Raw genomic sequence first — 20,252 nt, 5'->3', positions numbered from 1 at the left:
GCCGGGCTCGGCGCGGCCGGTGGCGGTGGCTGCGCCGGGGCCGGGCGGGTGGGCACCCGCTCTGGCGGGCTCGCCGAGGTCCCCGGCGAACGCGGTGCCGGTCACCTCGGCCACCTCCCGTCGCCGCGGTCGGCCGGCCGGGGGCGGCCGTCGGCGGCCGGTACCTCGTCGGCGGCGGCGTGACCGCTGCGCACGGCCCCCTCCATGGTCGCGGGCCAGCCGGTGGCCGTCCACGCGCCGGCCAGCAGCAGGCCGGGGACGGCGGTGCGCGGGCCGGGGCGCAGCGCGGCGGTGCCCGGAGCCGGGTCGAAGGTGGCGGTCCGCTCGCGGGTGACGAAGAAGTCCAGCACCTCGGCCCCGCCGGCGGCGGGCAGCAACCGGGCCAGCTCGGGCAGGTACCGGCGGCGCAGTTCGGCGACCGGCAGGTCGATCTCGTCCTCCACGGCGGACTGCGAGAGCGCCAGGTACTGGGCACCGGGGTGGGCCGCGCCGAGCGAGGTGCCGGCCAGCCCGGAGTGCGCGGTGCGGTCGAAGACCCACTGCACGGGCGAGCCGAGCGCGGCGAAGAACGGCCGGCGCAGCACCTTGCGGTCGTAGACCACGTGGACGTTGAGGATCGGCGAGGTGCCGAAGTCGGCGAGCCGCTCCTGGTGGGCCAGCGCGTCGGGCGGCAGCAGCTCCAGTGCGGTGTCCTGGGCGCCGGCCAGAACCACCGTCTCGGCGGTGAGCGGCTCGCCGCCGCCCTCCAGCCGGACGGTGTGCTGCGGGACGGCCGGTTTGAGCTCGCTCACCCGGGCCCGCAGCAGCACCTTGACGCCGGCCCGCTCCAGCTCGGCGAGCGCCCGGTCGTGGTGGATGTCGCCGAGCGGGACGGTGGCCGTGCCGATGTCGGAGGCCCCGGGGTCGGAGAGCAGCCCGGTCTTGAACACCATCGCGGCCAGGGCCAGCGAGACCCGGTCGGCCCTGGCGTTCAGGGTGGCCACGCCGACGAGGTCCCACAGCGCGGCGACGGTCCGCTCGTTCTGGCCCTGCCGGCGCAGCCAGTCGCCGAAGGAGACGGCGTCCAGGGCCGGGTCGGCGAGGTCGAGGCGGCGCAGTGCGAGCGCGCCGCGCACCACCCGGGCCCGGTCGGCCGGACCGAGGTGCGGGTAGCGGGCCAGGCTGCCGGCGAGGTGCAGCGGCACCGGCAGCGCGGCGCGTCCGAGCCGGCCCAGGGTGCGGACCGGCGCGTCGGCGGGCCCGGAGACGCCCAGGACGGGCACGTCCAGCCGCTCCTGGAGGTGGACCAGCCGGTTGGCGCCGAGGCGCTCCAGCAGGCCGCGGTAGGCGGTGCAGCAGCGCAGGTACACGTGCTGGCCGTTGTCGACGGTCAGCTCCCCGCGCCGGAAGGAGAAGGCCAGGCCGCCGAGGCGGGGCCGGCCCTCGGCGAGGGTGACCCGGTGGCCCGCCTCCGCCAGCCGCAGCGCGGCGGTGATGCCCGCGAGGCCGCCGCCGACCACGACCGCGGCCGGGCGCGCGGCGTCGGCTCGCCCGGTCATCCGACCTCCCCCTCGCGTCCGGCGCCCGGTCCGGTCGTGACCGGAGCGCCCGTGGTCAGTGCCGTCGGGTCCGCGGTCCGTGCGGCCGGGCCCGACCCAACGGTCAACAGGGCTCTACCCATAAGTGATTCCCCGCTGACACAGCGTGACAGAACTGTGGCAAGAATCAAGAACGCCCCCCGGCGAGCCCGGAAAGCGCCACGTACGCCTTCTCCCAGCCCGGCAGCGACACCCGGCCGCGCAGCACCGACTCGGGGTCGGCGGCGATCCGGCCGAGCAGCCGGTGGTAGATGCCCGCCATGGCGGCGGTGCAGGCCCGGCTGCGGCGGTCGAGCATCGGCAGCAGCCGCAGGCCCTCCTCGAAGGCCGCCTGGGCGCGGGCCGCCTCGAACGACACCAGCCCGGCGAAGTCGGCCCCGACCGGGGGCCTGGGCCGGGCGAAGCCCTCCTGGCAGCCGAACCGGACGAGGTCCTCCATCGGCAGGTAGGTGCGGCCGTTGAGGGCGTCCTCGCGCAGGTCGCGCAGGATGTTGGTGAGCTGGAGCGCGAGCCCCAGGGTGTCGGCGTACCGGGCGCCGCGCTCGGGGTCGTCGCAACCGTAGACGCCGAGCGACAGCCGGCCGATGGCCCCGGCGACGCAGCGGCAGTAGACCTTGAGCTCCTCGTAGGTCTGGTACTCGGCGCCCTTGAGGTCCATCTCGACGCCGTCGATCAGCTCGTCGAAGCCGCCGAGGTCGATCGGGAAGCGCCGGGCACTGTCCGCGAGCGCGACCTTGATCGGGTCGGTGTCGTCCTCCGCGACGGAGCCGGCCCGGATCTCGTCGAGCAGTTCGCGGGTGCGCAGCAGCGCTTCCGCCTTGCGGTCGGCCGGGAGCTCGCCGTCGCCGATGTCGTCCACCCGGCGCGCCAGCGCGTACAGGGCCGACATGGCCAGCCGCTTCGGCTCGGGCAGCAGCCTGATGCCGTAGCTGAAGTTGCGGGCCTGCAGTCCGGTCACTGCCTCGCAGTACCGGTAGGCCGCCATGACCGGAGCCGACGCCAGTGGTGATGCCGCCACGCGGGCGTTCACCTTCCCTTCGCGAAGATGGCCGCCGCCTTCGCTGCGAGGCGGCGCTTGTCCGGCTTCGCCTGCTGGGCGAGCACGTCGTACCCGGCGTCCTCGACGGCCGCCAGGGCCGCGTACCCGCCCGCGGTGAATCCCGCGAGGAGCAGTCGAAGCCTCCCCCGAACCGTACCTACCAATGGCGCACCTCGGTCGAGCAGGGTGCGGGCACGGTCCGCCTCGAAGCGGATCAGCTCGCGGACGGGTGCCCCGGCGCTCGGGGCGGCGAGGTCGGCCTCGGTGACGCCGAAGCGTTCGAGGTCCTCGGCCGGCAGGTAGATCCGGCCCCGGGCGAGGTCCTCCGCGACGTCCTGGAGGTGCTCGACGATCTGCAGGGCCCGGCAGATGTCGTCCGACATCGCGATCCGCTCGGGGGTGGCGAAGCCGGCGAGGGCCAGCACCAGGCGGCCGACCGGGTCGGCGGACAGCGTGCAGTAGGCGATGAGCTCGTCGTAGTCCCGGTAGCGGGTGGTGGTCTGGTCGACCCGGTTGGCCTCGATCAGCCGCCGGAACGGCTCCGGGGTGAGCCCGTGCCGGTCGACCAGCGGGACCAGCGGGCGCAGCAGCGGGTGCCGGGGGGCCTCGCCGCGGGCGGGGTCGAGGGCGGCTTCGAAGACCCGGTCGAGGTCGTGGTCCAGGCCGTCGAGCAGGGCGAGGCGGAACGCCGTCTCCGCCGGGGAGGGCAGGTCGGGAGCGGGCGGGCCGGACTGGGCCGAAGGGGTGAGTCCGGGGGCCTCCGAGGCCCCCGAGGGCTCCGGCGGCGCGGACGGCTCCGGCGGCGCGGGGACGCCGAGCAGTGCGGCGGTGCCGGCCGGATCGGCGAGGTCGCCGTCGCCGGCGTCGTCCACCAGCCGGCAGAAGCCGTAGACCGTCATGAGGTCGTCGCGCCACGCGGCGGGCAGGAAGAACGGGGCGACCGGGAAGTTCTCCGCGCTCGCCTTCGCCAGGGTCGCCGCCCCCGCGGGGCCGGGTTCCGGGCGGCCGCCTCCGGGCGGGGACTCACTACTGGGCTGGGCCGAAGCCGACACTGCTGTCACTCCCCCGTTCTACACCGCTCAAGTGATCGGCCCGAGTCGGACACGCGTCCGATCACGGGAGTCACGTCCGGCACACCACCCCCGTGCCTACAGCCTGACACCGACGCCCGCGCCGGAGAAGAGCGCCTCACCCGGCGCACGGGGCGCTCACCCGGGCGGGGGCGGGCCACCCGGGGCACGACGGGGTCCGGGCGGGGACGCGCGAACGGACAGGGGCCGACCCCGGGTCTTCTCCCGGGGCCGGCCCCGTCGCACGGACCGGGTGCGGTGCTACGGGCGCTCGCCGCGCTCGTAGGCGCGGACGACCTCCTCGGTCGGCCCGTCCATGACCAGCTCGCCGGCCTCGATCCAGATGGTCCGCTCGCAGGTCTCGCGGATCGACGCGTTGTCGTGGCTGACCAGGAAGACCGTACCGGCCTCGGCGCGCAGCTCCTCGATCCGCTTCTTGCTGCGGGCCTGGAAGGCCTGGTCACCGGTGGCCAGCGCCTCGTCGATGAGCAGCACGTCGTGGGTCTTGGCGGCGGCGATCGCGAACCGCAGCCGGGCGCCCATGCCGGACGAGTAGGTGCGCATCGGCAGCGAGATGAAGTCGCCCTTCTCGTTGATGCCCGAGAACTCGACGATGTCCTGGTAGCGGCGGCGCACATCGGCCGGCGACATGCCCATGGCGAGGCAGCCGAGCACGACGTTGCGCTCGCCGGTCAGCTCGTTCATCAGCGCGGCGTTGACGCCGAGCAGCGAGGGCTGGCCGTTGGTGTAGATGCCGCCCTTCTCGGTCGGCAGCAGACCGGCGATGGCCGCCAGCATGGTGGACTTGCCGGAGCCGTTGGAGCCGATCAGGCCGATCGCCTCGCCCTTGTACGCGGTGAAGCTCACGCCCTTCACCGCGTGCACCTCGCGGACGCCGGACGCCCGCTTGCGGCTGATGATCCGGCTCAGCGCCGAGGTGGCGCTGCCCTTGCCGGAGCCGGCCCCGTGCACCCGGTAGACGATGTGCACGTCGTCGACCACGACCGTGGGGTCGCGGGCCACGTCGGCGTCGAACACCTTGCGGCGGGGGACGGCGTCCTCCAGGTCCTTGCGCAGTTCTGCCCCTCGAACATCGGTGTCAGCCACGGCCGTACTCCTCCTCAGCCTTCCAGAAGAAGACGTATCCGATGACCAGCATGCCCACGCCCCAGGCGATCGCGTACTTCCACTGGTGCGGGGGGAACTCCAGGAACACCTTCTCGTGCTTGTTGTAGATGATCGGCGCCAACGCGTGCCGGACCAGGTCGATGTAGACCGAGGCAGGGTTGAGCTCCATCACCTTCTGCCAGAACGGCGGCCAGTCCTTGATCTTGTCGGAGATGCTGTACATGACGCCGGAGAGGAACAGCCAGGCGCGCATCGCGAACGGGATCAGCTGGGAGATGTCGCTGGTCTTGGCACCGATCCGGGAGAAGATCAGGGCGACACCGGTGTTGAACATCGACTGCAGCAGCAGGGCGGGGACCACCAGGATCCAGGTCCGGCCCGGCTCGATGCCGTTCATGAGGACGACGGCGAACAGCACGACCATCGAGATCAGCAGCTGCTGGAGCTGGATCACGGTGAAGGCGATCGGCAGCGAGGCGCGGGGGAAGTGCAGCGCCCGGATCAGCCCGAGGTTGTCCGAGATCGCCCGGGTGCCCGACTGCACCGCGTTCTGGGTGAACTGGAAGATGAAGACGCCGATGCAGAGCCAGGCGACGTAGTACGGGTTGTCGTCCTTGTTCTTCAGGATCTCGCCGAAGACCAGGTAGAACACCGCGCAGTTCAGCAGCGGCGTCACGACCTGCCAGACCTGCCCGAGCTTGGCGTCGGTGTACTGGGCCACCAGGCGCGCGGTGGCGAAGGCCCAGATGAAGTGACGCCGGGCCCAGAGCTGCTTGGAGTAGGCGAAGAGTCCGGGCCTTCTGCCGCTCACCGTCAGGCCGTACTTGTCCGCGAGCTGCTTGGGGGTCAGGCCCGCGTCCGCCCCCCTCGGGGCTGAGAGGCTGACGGGTTCACTCACTGTCGACACATTCATCCTTCACGCGGGATCGTCGGGGCGGGCCGGTCGACGGGGGTCCGCCGGCCTTGCGCCGATGGGGATCCACTCGGATCTCGGGGGGAGTGCGGCCGGTGTGTGGTCACCGGCCCGACGACGGACCTGCCGTCCGGTCACCGGAAGTCACCGGACGGTCACCGGACGGATCAGATGACCGGCGGTCGGCCCAGCCTGGTCAGTCGCCAAACGGTACGCCATCGCATGGGCCGCCGCGTACCGCAGGGTTCGCGCCAGCCCGCCCGGAACCCGCCCAGCCAGGCCTTGAACGCCTCCGGGGAGGGTCGGCGGGCCAGCGTCAGCAGGAACCAGGTTCCCAGGTATAGAGGTACCAACGGGGCCGGAAGGTTCCGTCTGGCGAGCCAGACCCTGTTCCGGGCCACGTTGTGGAAGTACGAGGCGTGCCGGGCGGGCGAGGTGGTGGGGTGGTGCAGCACCACGTCGGCCCGGTAGTCGATGGCCCAGCCCGCGTCCAGCGCGCGCCAGGCGAGGTCGGTCTCCTCGTGGGCGTAGAAGAACTCGGCGGGCAGCTGGCCGGCGTTCTCGAACACCGCGCAGCGCACCGCGCTCGCCCCGCCGAGGAAGGTGGTCACCCGGGAGGAGTGCAGCGGGTCGCTGGCCCGCAGCCGGGGGACGTGCCGGCGCTGGGTGACGCCGGTCTCCGGGTCGGCGATCCGGAAGCTCACGATGCCGAGCTCCGGGTCGGCGGTGAAGGCCTCGCGCAGCAGCCGGGCCGAGTCGGTGCCGGGCAGCCGACCGTCGTCGTCCAGGAACAGCACCGCGTCGACGTCCCGGCCGTCGCGGCCGAACAGCTCGATGCCGACGTTGCGGCCGCCCGGGATGCCGAGGTTCTCCGGCAGCTCGACGGAGCGCACGCCGGACGGCAGCGGCGGCAGCGGGGCGCCGTTGGCGACCACGGCCAGCTCGACGGCCGGGCCCTGCTGGGCGCGGACCGACTCGATCAGGGCGGTCAGCTCGTCCGGGCGGTTGCCCATGGTGATGATCACCGCGCCGAGCCGGAAGGCGTCGGCACCGGTGGCGGCGGTGGCGGCGGTGCTCGCGGCGGCGTCGGCCGCCTTCTCCGTCGCGCCCGGCTCCGTCACGCCGCTCACCGGAGCCTGCTCGACAGGACGATGCTCAGCAGGTGCAGCACGGTCTGCAGCATCGCGATCGCGGCCAGGACGACCACGGCGATCCGGGTGAAGAAGAGGCCCCCGTGCACCAGGTCGGCGACGCCGGCGGCGAGGATGAACAGCGAGGCCTCGACCGCGCCGACCAGCCGGTGGAACTTGAGGAGCGAGGCCACCCGGCGGGCCTTGGCGACACCGGCCGAGCGCGGCACCGAGGCGCTGTCCTCGACCGCCGTCAGGCCGCTGCGGGCCCGGGCCACGTCGACCAGGTCGGTCTCCGACTTGATCAGGATCGCGCCGAGCGCGGCCAGGGTGCCGAGGAAGGCCCACTCCCACTGCGTGGTGCCGCCCTCGCGGTGCAGCAGGTCGGTGGCGCGCAGGCCCAGGCCGGTCAGCAGGGCCGCTTCGGACATGTAGTGACCGACCCGGTCCAGGTAGACGCCGGTGAGCGAGGTCTGCCGGCGCCAGCGGGCGACCTCGCCGTCCACGCAGTCCAGCAGCAGGTAGAGCTGGATCAGCACGGCGGCCAGCACCGCGCCGGCGATCCCGGGGACGATCAGCGCGGCGCCGGCCAGGATGCCGGTGAGCATCATCAGGTAGGTCAGGCCGTTGGGCGTGATCACCGTGACCGTGGAGAGCACCCGGGTGATCCGCAGCGAGATCCGCCGCATGTAGAGGCGGCCGGCCCAGTGCTCGGCACTGCGGCGCTGGAGCATGCCCTCCGGGTGGATGACCGCGCGCAGTTCCTCGATCGAGGGGCGGCGGGTCAGGTCGACCGGCGGCGTGGACCCGGCGGCGGAACGGTCAGCTGTTGACGGCTTGGACATAGTCGGCGTACGCGTCCCTGATTGCGGAAGGGGAGAGGTCGAGGTGTTCGAGGATGGTGAAACGGCCCGGCCGGGTATTCGGAGCGTAGTGCACCGCCTCGGTGAACTCCGCCTCGGTGAAGCCGATCTGAGCGGCGGTCACCGGCAGCCCGTGGTGCGCCAGGCGCTCCACGATCAGACCGGTCAGCTCGCGCTCGCCCCGCAGGAAGCTGGCGAAGGCGGCGCCGAGGCCGACCTGTTCGCCGTGCTGGGCGGACCGCTTGGGATACAGCACGTCCAGGGCATGCGAGATCTCGTGGCAGGCGCCCGACGAGGGACGGGTGCTGCCCGCGATGTTCATCGCGATGCCGGACAGTACCAGTGCCTCCGCGAGGGCGGTGAGGAAGCCCTGTTCCTGAAGGTTTCCTGGGTGCCGCAGCAGGTTCTCGCCCGCCGAACGGGCCATCGCGACGGCCAGTCCGTCCACCGGTTCACCGGTCTCGGCGTGCGACAGCTCCCAGTCGGCGCAGGCCGAGATGTTGGAGACGATGTCGCCGATGCCGGCCGCGACGAAGCGCGGCGGGGCGCCCTGGATCACGTCCAGGTCGATCACGATGCCGATCGGGCCCGGCACTCCGTAGGAGCCGCGCCCGGCGTCGTTGTCGAGGGTGGAGACCGGCGAGCAGATGCCGTCGTGCGCCAGGTTGGTCGGGACCGAGACCAGCGGCAGGCCGAGGCGCGCGGCGGCGTACTTGGCCACGTCGATGATCTTGCCGCCGCCCAGGGCGACGATGGTGTCGTAGTGGCCGCCGCGCACACCACCGCGGATCTCGTCCGCCAGCCGCACCGCGCTGTCGAGGCTGCCGTCCGCCACGCTGTACCAGTCGGCGCCGGGCAGGGCCGGCTCCAGCCTGGCCCGCAGCACCGAACCCGAGCCGTTGCTGATCGCCACCGCGATCCGGCCCGAGGCGGACAGCCGCTGGTCGGCGAGGATGCCGCCGAGCGCGTCCAGCGCGCCCGGGCGGATCTCCACGAAGAGCGGCGACGGCACCAGCCTGGTCAGTACTGGCACGCGATCTCCCGCGCCTTCGCCAGGTCGTCGTGGTTGTCGACCTCGACCCAGGAGACCTCGCCGATCGGCTGGACGTCGATCCGCAGACCGCGGTTCACCATCTCCTGGTAGCCGTCCTCGTAGTACAGCTGCGGGTCGCGCTCGTAGGTGGCGCGCAGCGCGTCGGCGAGGTCGGCGGCGGCGGCCGGGTTGATCACGGTGACGCCGATGTACTCGCCGGTGGCCTCGGCCGGGTCCATCAGCTTGGTGATGCGGCGCATGCCGGCGGCCGGGTCGACGACCACCTTCATCTCCTCGTCGGCGAGCTTCTTCACCGTGTCGAGGGCGAGCAGGATGCCGGGCTCACGGCCCTCGGCGGTCAGCCGGGCGTTGCCCTCCAGCATCGTGCGCTGGACCGAGGCGGGGTGGACGGTGTCGCCGTTGCAGAGCAGCAGGCCCTCGGTGAAGAGCTCACGGGCGCACCAGAGCGAGTAGGCGTTGTTCCACTCCTCGGCCTTGTCGTTCTCGACCAGGGTGAGCTTGACGCCGTACTTCCGCTCCAGGGCCTCCTTGCGCTCCTCGACCGCCTCCTTGCGGTAGCCGACGACGATCGCCGCCTCGCGCAGGCCGACCTCGGCGAAGTTGCCGAGGGTGAGGTCCAGGACGGTCCGCTCACCGTCGACCGGCACCAGCGCCTTGGGCAGGGTGTCGGTGTACGGGCGCAGCCGGCGGCCGGCGCCGGCTGCCAGAACGAGGCCGATCATGCGGGTCTCCTGATCCGTCGTGCTGAGCGCGGCCGCGCCCGGCCCCGGGAGTCTTCCGGGTCACCGGCGGTGGCGCGCCGGGGCCGCCAGATGCGGCCGCGGTGTCCTATGTGATGGTAGGCGACCACGACTACCTGCCAGAACGCGGCCGGACACTCGAACACACATCGAACACATTCCGAACGGTTCTGCTAATCCGACGCCCGTTCCGGGCCCCCGGGCGCCCCCGGCGGCCGGGTTGTGCGTCGGGCCCCTCCCCCGTGCCACCCGTACGGCAGACTGGGGCGCGACGCCACCGGTGCGTGCCGTGGTTGCGCCCCGTGCTCCCGAAGCTGCCGAAAGAGGCCTCATGCCCCAGAGCCTTCCGACCGATCCGACCGCCCCCGCCGGGCTGGACACCGGTCTCGACACCGGCCTCGACGTCGAGACGGACGTCGACGCCGCCGCGGACGCCGCCGGCGGCACTGCGGAGGACATCCTGCTGGAGCTGGTCGACGACGAGGGCGTGACCATCGGCACCGCGGAGAAGCACTGGGCGCACCAGCAGCCCGGGCGGCTGCACCGGGCCTTCTCGGTCTTCCTCTTCGACCGCCAGGGCCGGATGCTGCTCCAGCGGCGGGCCCTGGGCAAGTACCACTCCCCCGGGGTCTGGTCGAACACCTGCTGCGGCCACCCGTACCCCGACGAGCCGCCGTTCGTGGCCGCCGCCCGCCGCACCGCGGAGGAGCTGGGTGTCGCCCCGGCCCTGCTCTGCGAGGCGGGCACGGTCCGCTACGACCTGCCGGACGAGGCCACGGGCCTGATCGAGCGGGAGTGGAACCACCTGTTCGTGGGTCTGGTCACCGCGCCGGTGCGGCCCAACCCGGACGAGGTGGACGACTTCGCCTTCGTGACCGCCGAGGAGCTGCGCGAGCTGGAGGCGGAGCGGCCGTTCTCGGTGTGGTTCCGGACCGTCTTCGAGGCCGCGCTGCCGGGGATCCGCGAGATCGCCGGGAAGGACTGGTAGACCGTTCCCGGCGGGGCCGCCCTTCGGCGGCCCCGCCGGGAACGGCCCGCGCCGGGGCCGCCGTGCTCCGGGCCGCCGTGCTCCGGGCCGCCGTCCGCTAGGGCTCCTCGCGCGGGAGCGGCAGCGAGGCCCAGATCACCTTGCCGCCCTGCCCCGCCTGCTCCACGTCGCACACTCCGCCGGCCTGCAGCGTGACGCTCTTCACCAGCAGCAGCCCGCGCCCGCCGGTCCGTCCGGTGTCGGCCGCCAGGGCCTTCGGCCGGTACGGGTCGCCGTCCTCGACCGAGACCCGCACCCACCCGCACCGCACCACCAGCTCGGTGGTCACCTCCGGCGACAGCTCGGCGGCATGGGTCACCGCGTTGCCGACCAGCTCCGAGACGATCAGCAGCAGGTCGTCCACCAGTTCCTGGTAGCGGATCTCCGCCATGCCCTGGGCCAGCAGCCGGTCACGCACGGCGTGCCGGGTGCGCGGGACCGAGGCCTGCTCGGCGGGCACGGTGAAGCGCCACACCCCCTCGACAGGACCGCCGCGCGCCACTGCCGACGCGGCGGTCACCCGTTTCTCCGGCGCCGTCGGCGCCGTCTCTTCCTCGCTGATCCGCTCCACGTCCAGCCGCCCTTCGTCCGCGACCCCGGGAATCAGGCGTTCCGCTCATGGCGCCCTCGGTGCACAGAGGCTAGGAGAGCCGCCCCCGGAGCTGTGGCACCGTCGACAACTTGCCCGTGTCGGACCAGAGCCGAGCGATACCGATCGTTCATCGACCACAACTCGACCGTTTACCGTCCTTGAACCACCGGTTCGCGCACACCAGCGATCCGTACCGCCGCCCCCCACCATCCCGACCGGGGAAACGCAGGTGAGAAGCACTCCGAAACCCTGGTAATGTTCTCTCTGTCGCCGAGGGGGCGAGCAGAAAACCCCCGAAGCACACACCCCGTCCGGGTGGCGGAATGGCAGACGCGCTAGCTTGAGGTGCTAGTGCCCTTTATCGGGCGTGGGGGTTCAAGTCCCCCCTCGGACACCAGCAGAAACCCTTGTCTACCAAGGGTTTTCTTGCTTTTCTAGACGGTCGCATGACCAACTACGTGACCAACAGAGTTGATCTTGGTCAGACCAGGGCCGCGAGACCAATGCGGCCGGCACTCGACGCGGCTAGCTTGATGGCCCCTTCGGGGCGGCGGCGGCCATACCGAGACATGGTGTAGCCAGCTGAGTGGTGCCTCGCGTTGGCGGAGACCTCTACCGGGTTCTCCTTGTTGTCGAGGTCGTTAGTGATCTTCGATCCTCGCCAGTCGTGCAGCCGGAAGTCCTCCGGCAGGTGGAGTCTGTTCCTTGCGGTCCGCCACCTCGCGGACACCTTCTCGGGGTCCTGTGGGCCTCCGGCCCGGCCCTCCTTGTAGAGCTTGAAGCCGTCCCTGGCGAACACCAAGCCGTGCTCCGTCCAAGCCGGTCCCAGCCGGGCCTTCTCCTGCTGCTGGCGCTCCCACTGCCATCTCAGGACCTTCAAGAGCGCCGGGTCCACGTAGATCACCGCATCGTCGTCTCCGTCTTTCGTAAGCTTCCGCAGCCGGAAGGTATTGCCTTCTTCGACGACCACCCACCTGAGCTTGATGGCGCCTGTGTCCCAGTCGATCAGGTCCCACATCCATCCCAGCACCTCACTTCGACGGCACGAGGTTGCCGCATAGGAGGTCCACAGCGGGGCATCCCGAAGGCAGTGGTGGGTGAGGCCATCACAGGCCCGGTTGTCGCAGGGCTTCCAGATCTCGCCGAGGAAGTGAGCCGTTTCCGCGTCGTTCAGGGTCGGAAAGGTGGGCTCCGCGGCTTTGATCTGCCGCTCGGTTGGAGGGTTCGCCGTGTGGGCCGGGTTGGCCTTCAACAGCTTCCGAGGACCGGTGACGGTCTCGAATGCCGCCGATATGGCGTTGTGAATGTGACGGACACTCTTCGGTCCCAGAGGCTTCCCGCTGTTCGTCGGACTCGGAGTCACCTCCAGCATCCGGTAGAAGTCATCGAGTCGATCGTCAGTGACTTCCACCACCTTCACGGAACCAAGATGCGGCTTGATGTGCAGTCGCACCTTCGGCTCGTACCCCTGCCGCGTGGTGTCCTCTCCTCGGTGCTGCTTGAGCCACCGATCCATGAGCTGTCCCACGGTCATGTCCGATCGAGGGGTGAGGTCTCCTTCATCAAAGTCGGCGATCCACTTGCTGAGCGCCTTCTCTGCTTCGGTCTTGTTCTTGTACTCCCGGCCTATCCAGTACCGATCTTTCCGGCCGACAGCGGGGTTGAAGTGGAGAGGCGTACGGACGCCCCAGGTGTTGGGTCGGCCCTTGCGCGGGATCTCCACCGGAGTCCCCCCGAGCCCATTGCCACGCTTCACTGCTGCTGCTACTCCTTCTGTTCGTTCTTCCACTCAACGAGCAACGCCACCGCCCCCGGGGTGAGCTGGTTGCCATCCCAGAGACCGAGATCCGTGGCACGCTTGATCCGCGTGGACATCGCGGCCTTGCTGATCCGAAGACGATCCGCCAGCTCCTGTTGCGGGGCCGTAGTACCCGAGGCCCTGGTGTGTGCCAGCTCCGCCACCAGCAGGGCGTAGTCGATGTCCGTGCGGCAGCGGGACGGGACAGGCCACGGCCCAGTTAGCTCTTGGCCGGCCCGCTGTGCCAGTACGGCGCGGGCCTGGGCCTTGATTTCCGCAAGGGGAATCTGCCGGAGCAGACCTGCGGGAAGCCCGTCCGTCTCCCGCACCGCCTCTTTGGACGCGCCGTCGACCAGGCCGACGGTCAACTCGGTCAGCCCGAGGCACGACCCTCCGTCCACCGGAAGGCGTGCCTCGACCTGCCAGGCCCCAAAAGCAGTCCGCCACACCAGCTCACCGCCGGTGTCCAACCACTCAGGACCCGGGTACGACGTTGCTGCTCGTGAGGTCATGGCATAACCCTAGATCATTTCGAACCCACTGCCGTCGGTTCATAATGTGATGTCCATCACGTCATGGGAAGGTGGTGCCAGACCCGGAGGCCGCACCCGGCAGGGTGCGGCCTCCTCTCCATCAGCGGTTGTCGATCCACATTTCAAGGTCAGTGGGCCTGCACCGGAGGTGACTACCGACCCTCCGAAACGGGATGCCCTCGCTCTTCCACTGGGCGTAGACCCAGCTCTTGGGCTTCTGAAGGTAGGCCGCCACCTCGGCGACGCTCATCATCCGGCCCGCTCCCGGCGTGACCGTCATTCGGCTTCCTCCGGAGCCTCCCCGGCCTCGGCCGGCTTGTTCTGCGTCATCTCCGCGTCCCAGTACTCGGCCGCCATCGCCTGGGCGAGATCATGCGGTACCCCGCTGCCGACAGCCCGTATGTAGACCATCCCCGTCACCTCGGCGAACTCCAGGACCTCCCGGGCCCGCTTCATTCGCAGCACCTCGCCGAACTTGTCCTCGATGTCCGCCAGCAGTTCGGTAAAACCGTCGTCCTCATTAAGATCACTCACTCGCAGTCCCTCATTTCGTTGTCGTCCGCACAAAGCCAGCAGAGGCCGACTTCCCCGTTTCCCAGGTCAAAAAGTCCGAATGAATCGTAGTTCTCGCACCATTCGCAGTCCTGGATGTCGCCCTCGTTCAGTGCTTGCTCCCTTCCTTGTCGAGCACGCTCCCCCAACTCCTTTCTCCGATCTCGCCTTCGGCCGGCACCCGGACGCCGCGGACCGTGAACCCCATGAGGTCGGCTGCCTTCTTGGTCAGTTCTTCGGCCCGTTCCCGGGGGAACGAGAAAACGATCTCGTCGTGGATTACGAGCCGAATCCAGGGCGTGAATCCGGCCTTATGAAGCTCCAGGATTCCACGGACCGTGATGTCCCGGCTCCCGCTCTGGATGTAGTAGTTCTGGGCGGCGTAGGCGCGTCCTCGGTCGACTGGCAGCCGCCTGCCGGTCACGGTGTAGATATGGCCGTACTTTCGCGCCTGCTCACTGAGCTTGTCGGCCAGTTCGCCGACTCGCCTATAGGTCGAACTGAAGGCGTCGAGGGTCCGCTTGGCGATCGGCTGCGGGATTCCGGCCTGCTGGGCCAGCGCCTTGGGGCCTCCCCCGAAAACGGTCAGGAAGTTGGCCATTTTGCCGATCTTGCGAGACACTTCGGCAGCGTCCGCGGTAATTTGGTGCAAGTCCTTGTCATGGAGGAATGCATCGATCATCACGGGGTCACGGGACTCTGCCGCCAGAAATCGGAGTTCCATGTTGGCGAAGTCGACGGAGACCGTAACATGCCCCTCTTCGGCCAGGAACATGTGCCGTACGTAGCCGTCTCCGGCCGGGAAGGTCTGTGCTGCGATGCTCCCGGAGATCGTCATCCTGGCCGTCCTGGCCTGGAGAGAATTCACCGCCGCATGCACCCGCCCCTTAGAATCCATCCCCTTGAGAGCATTCTCGAACCAGGTGGCACGCCACTTGCCGGCCCGGCTGGCCTTCTTGACGGCCTCGGCAAGTGGATGGTCGATCCCGTCCAGGACTTCCGCGTCCATGGCCACATTGCCCTTCCCGGTCTTCTTCGTGAGTCTGACCCCGAACCCGGTGAACGCCTCGATGAGCTGCGGATTCGAGTTGACGTTCTCAACACCGAACCCGCGGGCAACCGCCTTCCACTTCTCTTCCTCTGCCTCCAATTCTGCTATCCGGCGCCTGGCGTACGCCTCGTCCACCAGGTATCCGGCCCGCTCGACCAAGGCCATGACATGGGCAAGCCGGTGTTCCCAGCCGACCAGGCCCTTGCGCTTGGACTTGAGCGGAATCAGCGGATAGAGGATGTGGAACAACCGGTAGGCGAGGACGGGATCCATACCTGCGTAAAGCAGATACTCATCGTCGAAGGTCCAGACTCTGGCCCAGATGTCCTCCTTCTTCACCTTGTAACGTTTGGCAATTTGGGTCATCGACCCCTTGACTTCCGCTGCCAGCTCGGCGGAAATGTAGTGCTTGGTCAGTTCTTCTAGCTTGAGTCCGGGGCCCTGCTCCTTGACCGCCCGGGGGTCGACGAGGTGGGCGGAGATCTTGGTGCACAACAGTCTCGGGGCCAGTTCTTCCAGAGGCACACCGAACGCGACCTCAGCTACGTGTGCATCGAAATTGGCATTGTGGGCAATGACCCGGTACGCGGTTCGCAGCGTCCAGGCGGCGGCCTCGGCGAACTCCGGGTCGACCTCGATGGGGAGCACCCAGGATTCCGTTGCGTTGCCGAACTGAGCGAGCCGGCACCGGAAGTGTCGGTCCCAGTTCCACCAGTCCAGACCGGTGGTCTCGGTGTCGTATCCCATGACCGGGTTTTCGTGGACCCAGTCGATGAACTCCCAGAGGTCCATCAGGTCTTCGCAGATGCGAATTCGTACGGTCTGCCGCTTGATGCGGTAGGTGATGACGTGAATGGGCGTTCTCCTAGATCGGCTCCTCCTCGCAGGAGTGCTGTTCGCTCGCGTTGATCAGATCGGCCAGGGTGACGGCGTTGCCGTTGCAGCAGTCGCAGCCGCCTTCTCCGGCAAGGCCGTCGCAGGGTTCATGCACGAGTACGACGCCGCCGTTCTCCAGGCCCTCGACCACGTACTCCTCAGCGCCCATTCAGCGCTCCAGGAGGCAGCGGGCCGGCATGTCGGCCGTCTTCGACCAGGACCACAGTTCGCAGGGGGCGGCGGCCCAAAGCCAGAGCGAGGACATGACGAGTGCCAGCGCGGCCAGCGCGGCCGCGAAGGTCTTCAACAACAGGGGACCTCCAGGGAAAGACGAGGGGGCCGGGCGATTGCCCGGCCCCGAGACGTGCGGGGAATCTGCCTACTTGGCCTTGAACTCGCCGTTCGACTGCTTCCAGAGCGGTTCGCACTGGGCACTCTTCGGCTGGGCCTGGCAGAACATCGCGGCCCAGTCGCCCTTGTCGACCAGCTTGCGGCCGTGCATGCAGGTGTCGTCACCGGGGCCGGCGGGTGCGGCGGGAACCACCCGGCCCCCCTCGAACTTCTTGGGCGCCCCGGACGGGGGGCTTCCTGCGCCCTTGTACTGGGCGCGGGTGTACTGGGCGGCCTTCGAGGTGAGGTCGATCAGGCCAACGGCCTTGAGGGCGTTCAGCAGTTCGGCACCGCGCTCCGCGGTCTCCTGTGCAGTGTGGCCCCAAACGGTCGGCGTCAGCCATTCGGCCTGGAACTCGCTGCCGGCCTTGAGGGTGAAACCGATCTTGAACGGTGCGGCCGAGCTGGTGATGACGGTGGGGGTCTGGGTCATGGGCGCCTCCTGGGCATCGGGGGTGGTGGAGTGTGGGGCCGGGGACGGCGGTTCGTCCCACGGCGACGTTTCGTCGAACGGGTCGGGGTAGGTCACAGGGGCTCCTAGAACGGGGGGACGGCGTACTCGGCTTCGGAGAGCATCCGGACCAGGGCCCGGACGTCCGCGTCGGTCAGGAGCGCTTCGAGGACGCCGGCCGGGGCCGAGATCATCAGGTACGTCCGGTTCTCCGCCGTGTCGTCGTAGATGACCTGGACCTGGAGCTGGTCGGCGTCGGACGCCCGGCGGCTGTAGTGCTTCCGGGTCTCGGTCACCGGGCCGCCCGCGCCTTGCTTCGGATGTGGGAATTCATGGCCGTGGCCAGCGCATCAACGCCGCGCTGAGCCGTCTTGGCCTCGCCCGCGGTGGCCGGCGGGAGGCCGTAGATGTAGGTACGAGTAACCGCCTCCTTGTATTCCGGCTTGAGCTTCCGCAGTGCCGCCCCGGCGTCGATTCGGGCCGAGGTGATGTTGTCCGTGATTCGGCACCGCGTCAGATCGTCCTTCCGACCGATCATTTCCCCGATCTCCTCATCCGTGTAGATGAAGGACTTCAGGGTCATCCGGACCTCGTCCGGGGTGTAGAAATACTGTTCGTCCATCAGGTCCTTCTGCATCTGCTCACGCGATGCGTAGGACTTGGCTGCTCGCCATGCCACCTGACGGAGGAAGGTGAAGTCATCGGCCCGCTTCTCCAGGTGACTCCGCTGCTCCATCATGTGGAGCATGATTTCCTGATGGACGTCGTCGGCTTCGACTACTGGCCATTTGCGGGCCAGCTCGGAGGCCACCTTTCGGGAGATCTCAATGGTCTTCTCCCAGTTCATTTCTGCCACTAGGCAGCCTCCCCCTTTCCTCGCGCGAACTTCCCGCCCACGCGCTTGATCTCCCCGTACCGCTGCCCCTCGACCACAAAGGATCCGTCCCGTTCCACCGGGATGGCCTGTGGGGTGGCCGAGTACTTTCCCGCATAGAGCAGGCCGAATCCGCTCTGCCAGTTCGCCGGGCCGCCCTTGAGGTATTCGGCCTGCCGGACATCCATCAGGTGTCCGACCTCGAAACCGTAGATCGTACTCAGCTTGCCATTGTGTCCGGTGGTGTGGGGCGAGATCGCCAGTCGGTGAGTGTGGCCCATGATGACGCTGGTTCCGGCCTTCACTGCCTTGAGCCTTGCTGTGGCCCCGGGCACCTGGCTCATGCCCGGTGATTCGTGGCCGTGAACGGCGACCCATCCAGGCGCAACCGGGTAGTACGGGTCCGCCTTTTCCACACCGAAGGACTGGAAGTCCAGCAGGTTTTCGAACCTGTAGAACGTGTCCTCCGCAGCAAGTGCCGGCGCGCGGCTAGCGAGGTACTTCCGCGGGCGCTCGTCGTGATTGCCTTCGAGAATCTTCACGGGCCCGCCGTAGACAGCGCGAAGCGGCTCCAGGAACGCCTTCTTGGCGTATTCCGAGTCGCGGATCACGTTGCCTTCGAACTCGGCCCTGGTGCCCGCACTCCACCGGGAGGGCGCCGGATAGTCCACCAGGTCGCCTATTTGCAGGACCTCGTCGGGCTGGTACTCGCCGACGAACCGGATGACGTTGCGGAGTGCCCGCTTGTCCTCGAACGGGATCTGAGTGTCTGAGATTACTACGATTCGCCGCAAGCAGTCTCCTCCTTTTCTAGCTGTCGGATTTCATCATTGAGATACCACCGGGCCTTCCGAAGGTCCTCAAGGGCGTCTCCCTTTCGCCCTGCTCGCAGCAGGTACTTGAGGGCGTTTCCGCGCACGAAGTCGAAGTGTCTGGTGATCTCGATGACTTCGATGGGTAGCCACGTGTAGTGGTCCGGATGATCGACCGGATCCCCGGTTTGGGCTGTCGACTCCAGTTCGTTTTCGGCAAATCGGAGATGGGATCCCGTGGAGAGTTCCACGATGTACGGATAGGGCGCCTGGTCGACTTCGACCACGGTTCCCTTCTCGCCCGCGTGCAGACGAACGGTTGGCGTTGAACCGCTTGATGAGGTCACTGTCACCTCAGTGCCGACCGGCCATTTCACTCGACCTCCTCCAGCTCCTCGTCCACGTAGAAAGCCGGCTGCTGTTCCGGGTCGTTGTCCAGAACGACGGCCGCGGCTGTCAGCCACTTCGCGTAGTTCGATGAGTGGACTGTGCCGACCCATCCACGGGTGGGGTCGTCCGCGATGACGCGGACGCGAGTCCCGACGGTCCAGATACTGGTCACAGGCCGAGCTTCTTCCGGTAGGCATCCGCGCCGTACGCGTGGATGAATGAATTGATGTCTTCGCCGTCGCCGAGCTGGATCACCACGCCGTTGGGTGTCTGTGTGGCTCGCTTCTCGGCCGCCTTGAGGCCGGCCTCGTCGCCGTCGGCGATGTGGTAAACGCGCTCGTATCCGACCAGCGGGAGAGAGAAGTGCCGCTCCCACGCCCCAGTTCCTTGAGCCGCCACGCAGGGCACGCCGGCCAGTTCCGAGGCCTGCGCGTCGAACTCTCCCTCGGAGACGGCGATATACGGGCTGGAAGAGATCAGGGCTGGGGTGTTGTAGAGGCGCGGGCTGTCGCCCGGGAGGCTCTGGTACTTCCCATGGCCCTCGTGCCTCTCTTTCCGGCTCGGCCCGTAGAAGGAACCCGCCTCGTCCTTCACACAGGAATCCCGGATGCACCGGAACCGGACGGTAGCTACTCCGTGTTCCCCGCCCGCCGGCCTCCGGTAGGGGATGGCGAGCATCCCCCGGTACCGCTCATGGCCGATTTGTGCCGAACGGACGTATCCCACCCCGAACTTGGCCGCCACTTCGTCCAGCCCGCGGGCCGCCATGTACGCCTCGGCCGGACTTCCTTGGTACTGCTGGAAATACGTCTTCGCCGCCTCCACCGAACCGGCCACGTGCGAACTCACACGCTTCCCTGAACCCAATACTCATCTCCCTTCGGATGACGTCGATCCCGTCTTCTGAGACGTCGCAGACGAAGCAGCCCCAGCGGGCCTTTTCCAGGTTCACCGAGGCACTTGGGTGCGACTCCGCGTGCAAGGGGCAGAGGACCTTCTGCCAACCAGTACGGTCTTTTTCGATCTGGATCCCGTAGAAGTGCGCCAGCACGGCGCCGATCGATGGCTTCATTCCTCCCCCTTGCTGTTGTCGTAGGTGTAGCGAGGGCCCAGCACCTTCCAGGCCGGAAAGTCCTCCAAGTAGTCGGCCGCCCGCCGCAGGACCTCTGGTCGGTCCCGTGCGCCCCGGGCGAGCAGCTGCCCGTTGCACCGGTTGCAGAGCAGGCCCCGGATCGCCTCCGTCGTGTGGCAGTGGTCGACGGCGAGGTTCCCGCGTCGGGTCTCCTGGCAGATCGCACACCGGCCGCCTTGGGCAGCCAGGAGGAGGCTGTACTCCTCGGAGGTCAGACCGTAGGTGGCTACCAACCGGGCGTTCCGGGCTGTTGACCGGCG

Annotated in this window: 27 protein-coding genes and 1 tRNA gene; 2 read left to right on the top strand and 26 right to left on the bottom strand. The window is 68.9% G+C overall.

Features of this window, described 5'->3' with window-relative positions:
* Window positions 1-101 precede the first annotated feature (101 nt).
* The 9 genes from hpnE to ACIPYS_RS18025 all read right to left on the bottom strand — a co-directional run bounded on the left by hpnE (window position 102) and on the right by ACIPYS_RS18025 (window position 9,496).
* On the bottom strand, window positions 102-1,538 hold the full coding sequence (gene hpnE / locus ACIPYS_RS18065; protein ID WP_093859468.1) for a hydroxysqualene dehydroxylase HpnE: 1,437 nt from the start codon (window positions 1,536-1,538) through the stop codon (window positions 102-104).
* Window positions 1,539-1,704: 166 nt separating this feature from the next.
* The gene (gene hpnD, locus ACIPYS_RS18060) at window positions 1,705-2,562 is read right to left on the bottom strand and encodes a presqualene diphosphate synthase HpnD (RefSeq protein ID WP_051742930.1); all 858 of its coding nucleotides are present in this window, start codon (window positions 2,560-2,562) and stop codon (window positions 1,705-1,707) included.
* 41 nt (window positions 2,563-2,603) lie between these two features.
* Complete coding sequence (gene hpnC, locus ACIPYS_RS18055) at window positions 2,604-3,587, bottom strand: squalene synthase HpnC (RefSeq protein ID WP_400747267.1); 984 nt, start codon at window positions 3,585-3,587, stop codon at window positions 2,604-2,606.
* A gap of 360 nt (window positions 3,588-3,947) precedes the next feature.
* The gene (locus ACIPYS_RS18050) at window positions 3,948-4,724 is read right to left on the bottom strand and encodes an ABC transporter ATP-binding protein (protein WP_400747265.1); all 777 of its coding nucleotides are present in this window, start codon (window positions 4,722-4,724) and stop codon (window positions 3,948-3,950) included.
* Between the two features lie 61 nt (window positions 4,725-4,785).
* Window positions 4,786-5,727, bottom strand: a complete 942-nt coding sequence (locus tag ACIPYS_RS18045) for an ABC transporter permease (protein WP_400747198.1) — start codon at window positions 5,725-5,727, stop codon at window positions 4,786-4,788.
* 167 nt (window positions 5,728-5,894) lie between these two features.
* Complete coding sequence (locus tag ACIPYS_RS18040) at window positions 5,895-6,740, bottom strand: glycosyltransferase family 2 protein (protein WP_093864731.1); 846 nt, start codon at window positions 6,738-6,740, stop codon at window positions 5,895-5,897.
* A gap of 113 nt (window positions 6,741-6,853) precedes the next feature.
* On the bottom strand, window positions 6,854-7,591 hold the full coding sequence (locus tag ACIPYS_RS18035; RefSeq protein WP_400747262.1) for a CDP-alcohol phosphatidyltransferase family protein: 738 nt from the start codon (window positions 7,589-7,591) through the stop codon (window positions 6,854-6,856).
* Between the two features lie 88 nt (window positions 7,592-7,679).
* Window positions 7,680-8,753, bottom strand: coding sequence for an iron-containing alcohol dehydrogenase family protein (locus ACIPYS_RS18030; protein WP_093859471.1), 1,074 nt, complete (start codon window positions 8,751-8,753; stop codon window positions 7,680-7,682).
* Complete coding sequence (locus ACIPYS_RS18025) at window positions 8,741-9,496, bottom strand: sugar phosphate nucleotidyltransferase (RefSeq protein ID WP_093859472.1); 756 nt, start codon at window positions 9,494-9,496, stop codon at window positions 8,741-8,743. Before ACIPYS_RS18025 ends, ACIPYS_RS18030 begins: the two co-directional genes overlap by 13 nt.
* 349 nt (window positions 9,497-9,845) lie before the next feature.
* On the opposite strand from ACIPYS_RS18025, the gene idi reads away from it, so the two are divergent.
* Window positions 9,846-10,502: an isopentenyl-diphosphate Delta-isomerase gene (gene idi / locus ACIPYS_RS18020; protein ID WP_400747195.1), complete on the top strand. Its 657-nt coding sequence runs from the start codon at window positions 9,846-9,848 to the stop codon at window positions 10,500-10,502.
* Window positions 10,503-10,599: 97 nt separating this feature from the next.
* Here idi and ACIPYS_RS18015 read toward each other — a convergent pair whose 3' ends face one another.
* Window positions 10,600-11,061 carry an ATP-binding protein gene (locus ACIPYS_RS18015; protein WP_231978420.1) on the bottom strand — a complete coding sequence of 154 codons (462 nt, stop codon included), beginning with the start codon at window positions 11,059-11,061 and terminating at the stop codon, window positions 10,600-10,602.
* Window positions 11,062-11,442: 381 nt separating this feature from the next.
* Here ACIPYS_RS18015 and ACIPYS_RS18010 point away from each other — a divergent pair.
* A tRNA-Leu gene (locus ACIPYS_RS18010) sits at window positions 11,443-11,530 on the top strand.
* An 84-nt stretch (window positions 11,531-11,614) separates the two neighbouring features.
* Here ACIPYS_RS18010 and ACIPYS_RS18005 read toward each other — a convergent pair.
* From ACIPYS_RS18005 to ACIPYS_RS17930, 16 genes are all read right to left on the bottom strand, one after another.
* On the bottom strand, window positions 11,615-12,889 hold the full coding sequence (locus ACIPYS_RS18005; protein ID WP_400747193.1) for a tyrosine-type recombinase/integrase: 1,275 nt from the start codon (window positions 12,887-12,889) through the stop codon (window positions 11,615-11,617).
* Window positions 12,890-12,897: 8 nt separating this feature from the next.
* A complete protein-coding gene (locus tag ACIPYS_RS18000; protein ID WP_400747191.1) occupies window positions 12,898-13,443 on the bottom strand; it encodes a MarR family transcriptional regulator in 546 nt (181 codons plus the stop codon).
* A gap of 121 nt (window positions 13,444-13,564) precedes the next feature.
* Complete coding sequence (locus ACIPYS_RS17995; RefSeq protein ID WP_400747260.1) at window positions 13,565-13,714, bottom strand: helix-turn-helix domain-containing protein; 150 nt, start codon at window positions 13,712-13,714, stop codon at window positions 13,565-13,567.
* A 26-nt stretch (window positions 13,715-13,740) separates the two neighbouring features.
* Window positions 13,741-13,998 carry a hypothetical protein gene (locus tag ACIPYS_RS17990; protein ID WP_400747189.1) on the bottom strand — a complete coding sequence of 86 codons (258 nt, stop codon included), beginning with the start codon at window positions 13,996-13,998 and terminating at the stop codon, window positions 13,741-13,743.
* A gap of 127 nt (window positions 13,999-14,125) precedes the next feature.
* Window positions 14,126-15,874 (bottom strand): DNA polymerase, encoded by a 1,749-nt coding sequence (locus ACIPYS_RS17985; RefSeq protein WP_400747258.1) that lies wholly within the window; start codon window positions 15,872-15,874, stop codon window positions 14,126-14,128.
* A gap of 58 nt (window positions 15,875-15,932) precedes the next feature.
* Window positions 15,933-16,112 carry a hypothetical protein gene (locus ACIPYS_RS17980; RefSeq protein ID WP_400747187.1) on the bottom strand — a complete coding sequence of 60 codons (180 nt, stop codon included), beginning with the start codon at window positions 16,110-16,112 and terminating at the stop codon, window positions 15,933-15,935.
* Window positions 16,113-16,253, bottom strand: a complete 141-nt coding sequence (locus ACIPYS_RS17975; RefSeq protein ID WP_400747186.1) for a hypothetical protein — start codon at window positions 16,251-16,253, stop codon at window positions 16,113-16,115. It lies immediately after the preceding gene.
* A 69-nt stretch (window positions 16,254-16,322) separates the two neighbouring features.
* On the bottom strand, window positions 16,323-16,766 hold the full coding sequence (locus tag ACIPYS_RS17970; RefSeq protein ID WP_400747184.1) for a hypothetical protein: 444 nt from the start codon (window positions 16,764-16,766) through the stop codon (window positions 16,323-16,325).
* A gap of 104 nt (window positions 16,767-16,870) precedes the next feature.
* Entirely contained in the window at window positions 16,871-17,080 is a 210-nt protein-coding gene (locus ACIPYS_RS17965) for a hypothetical protein (protein ID WP_400747183.1), read from the bottom strand.
* Window positions 17,077-17,631: a hypothetical protein gene (locus tag ACIPYS_RS17960; protein WP_400747256.1), complete on the bottom strand. Its 555-nt coding sequence runs from the start codon at window positions 17,629-17,631 to the stop codon at window positions 17,077-17,079. The genes ACIPYS_RS17965 and ACIPYS_RS17960 overlap by 4 nt, the downstream gene beginning before the upstream one ends.
* 8 nt (window positions 17,632-17,639) lie before the next feature.
* Window positions 17,640-18,452 carry a metallophosphoesterase family protein gene (locus ACIPYS_RS17955; RefSeq protein ID WP_400747181.1) on the bottom strand — a complete coding sequence of 271 codons (813 nt, stop codon included), beginning with the start codon at window positions 18,450-18,452 and terminating at the stop codon, window positions 17,640-17,642.
* The gene (locus tag ACIPYS_RS17950; protein ID WP_400747180.1) at window positions 18,437-18,847 is read right to left on the bottom strand and encodes a DUF3310 domain-containing protein; all 411 of its coding nucleotides are present in this window, start codon (window positions 18,845-18,847) and stop codon (window positions 18,437-18,439) included. The genes ACIPYS_RS17955 and ACIPYS_RS17950 overlap by 16 nt, the downstream gene beginning before the upstream one ends.
* Window positions 18,844-19,032, bottom strand: coding sequence for a hypothetical protein (locus ACIPYS_RS17945; protein WP_400747178.1), 189 nt, complete (start codon window positions 19,030-19,032; stop codon window positions 18,844-18,846). Before ACIPYS_RS17945 ends, ACIPYS_RS17950 begins: the two co-directional genes overlap by 4 nt.
* Window positions 19,029-19,628, bottom strand: coding sequence for a toprim domain-containing protein (locus ACIPYS_RS17940; RefSeq protein ID WP_400747176.1), 600 nt, complete (start codon window positions 19,626-19,628; stop codon window positions 19,029-19,031). Before ACIPYS_RS17940 ends, ACIPYS_RS17945 begins: the two co-directional genes overlap by 4 nt.
* Window positions 19,552-19,932, bottom strand: a complete 381-nt coding sequence (locus ACIPYS_RS17935) for a CHC2 zinc finger domain-containing protein (RefSeq protein ID WP_400747175.1) — start codon at window positions 19,930-19,932, stop codon at window positions 19,552-19,554. The genes ACIPYS_RS17940 and ACIPYS_RS17935 overlap by 77 nt, the downstream gene beginning before the upstream one ends.
* The gene (locus tag ACIPYS_RS17930; protein ID WP_400747174.1) at window positions 19,929-20,225 is read right to left on the bottom strand and encodes an endonuclease VII domain-containing protein; all 297 of its coding nucleotides are present in this window, start codon (window positions 20,223-20,225) and stop codon (window positions 19,929-19,931) included. Before ACIPYS_RS17930 ends, ACIPYS_RS17935 begins: the two co-directional genes overlap by 4 nt.
* Window positions 20,226-20,252: the final 27 nt, after the last annotated feature.

The organism is Kitasatospora sp. NPDC089913 (assembly GCF_044748625.1).
In the GTDB taxonomy this organism is placed as follows: Bacteria; Actinomycetota; Actinomycetes; order Streptomycetales; family Streptomycetaceae; genus Kitasatospora.
The sequence above is the reverse complement of the archived record's forward strand: the minus strand, read 5'-3'. Positions and strand labels throughout refer to the sequence as shown.

Coding starts and splice junctions, on each gene's coding strand:
- hpnE (WP_093859468.1), bottom strand. CDS start 1,538: ATGACCGGGCGAGCCGACGCCGCGCGCCCGGCCGCGGTCGTGGTCGGC.
- hpnD (WP_051742930.1), bottom strand. CDS start 2,562: ATGGCGGCCTACCGGTACTGCGAGGCAGTGACCGGACTGCAGGCCCGC.
- ACIPYS_RS18045 (WP_400747198.1), bottom strand. CDS start 5,727: ATGAATGTGTCGACAGTGAGTGAACCCGTCAGCCTCTCAGCCCCGAGG.
- ACIPYS_RS18040 (WP_093864731.1), bottom strand. CDS start 6,740: ATGGGCAACCGCCCGGACGAGCTGACCGCCCTGATCGAGTCGGTCCGC.
- ACIPYS_RS18035 (WP_400747262.1), bottom strand. CDS start 7,591: ATGCTCCAGCGCCGCAGTGCCGAGCACTGGGCCGGCCGCCTCTACATG.
- ACIPYS_RS18025 (WP_093859472.1), bottom strand. CDS start 9,496: ATGATCGGCCTCGTTCTGGCAGCCGGCGCCGGCCGCCGGCTGCGCCCG.
- idi (WP_400747195.1), top strand. CDS start 9,846: ATGCCCCAGAGCCTTCCGACCGATCCGACCGCCCCCGCCGGGCTGGAC.
- ACIPYS_RS18000 (WP_400747191.1), bottom strand. CDS start 13,443: ATGACCTCACGAGCAGCAACGTCGTACCCGGGTCCTGAGTGGTTGGAC.
- ACIPYS_RS17995 (WP_400747260.1), bottom strand. CDS start 13,714: ATGAGCGTCGCCGAGGTGGCGGCCTACCTTCAGAAGCCCAAGAGCTGG.
- ACIPYS_RS17980 (WP_400747187.1), bottom strand. CDS start 16,112: ATGGGCGCTGAGGAGTACGTGGTCGAGGGCCTGGAGAACGGCGGCGTC.
- ACIPYS_RS17970 (WP_400747184.1), bottom strand. CDS start 16,766: ATGACCCAGACCCCCACCGTCATCACCAGCTCGGCCGCACCGTTCAAG.
- ACIPYS_RS17960 (WP_400747256.1), bottom strand. CDS start 17,631: ATGAACTGGGAGAAGACCATTGAGATCTCCCGAAAGGTGGCCTCCGAG.
- ACIPYS_RS17940 (WP_400747176.1), bottom strand. CDS start 19,628: ATGGCGGCCCGCGGGCTGGACGAAGTGGCGGCCAAGTTCGGGGTGGGA.
- ACIPYS_RS17935 (WP_400747175.1), bottom strand. CDS start 19,932: ATGAAGCCATCGATCGGCGCCGTGCTGGCGCACTTCTACGGGATCCAG.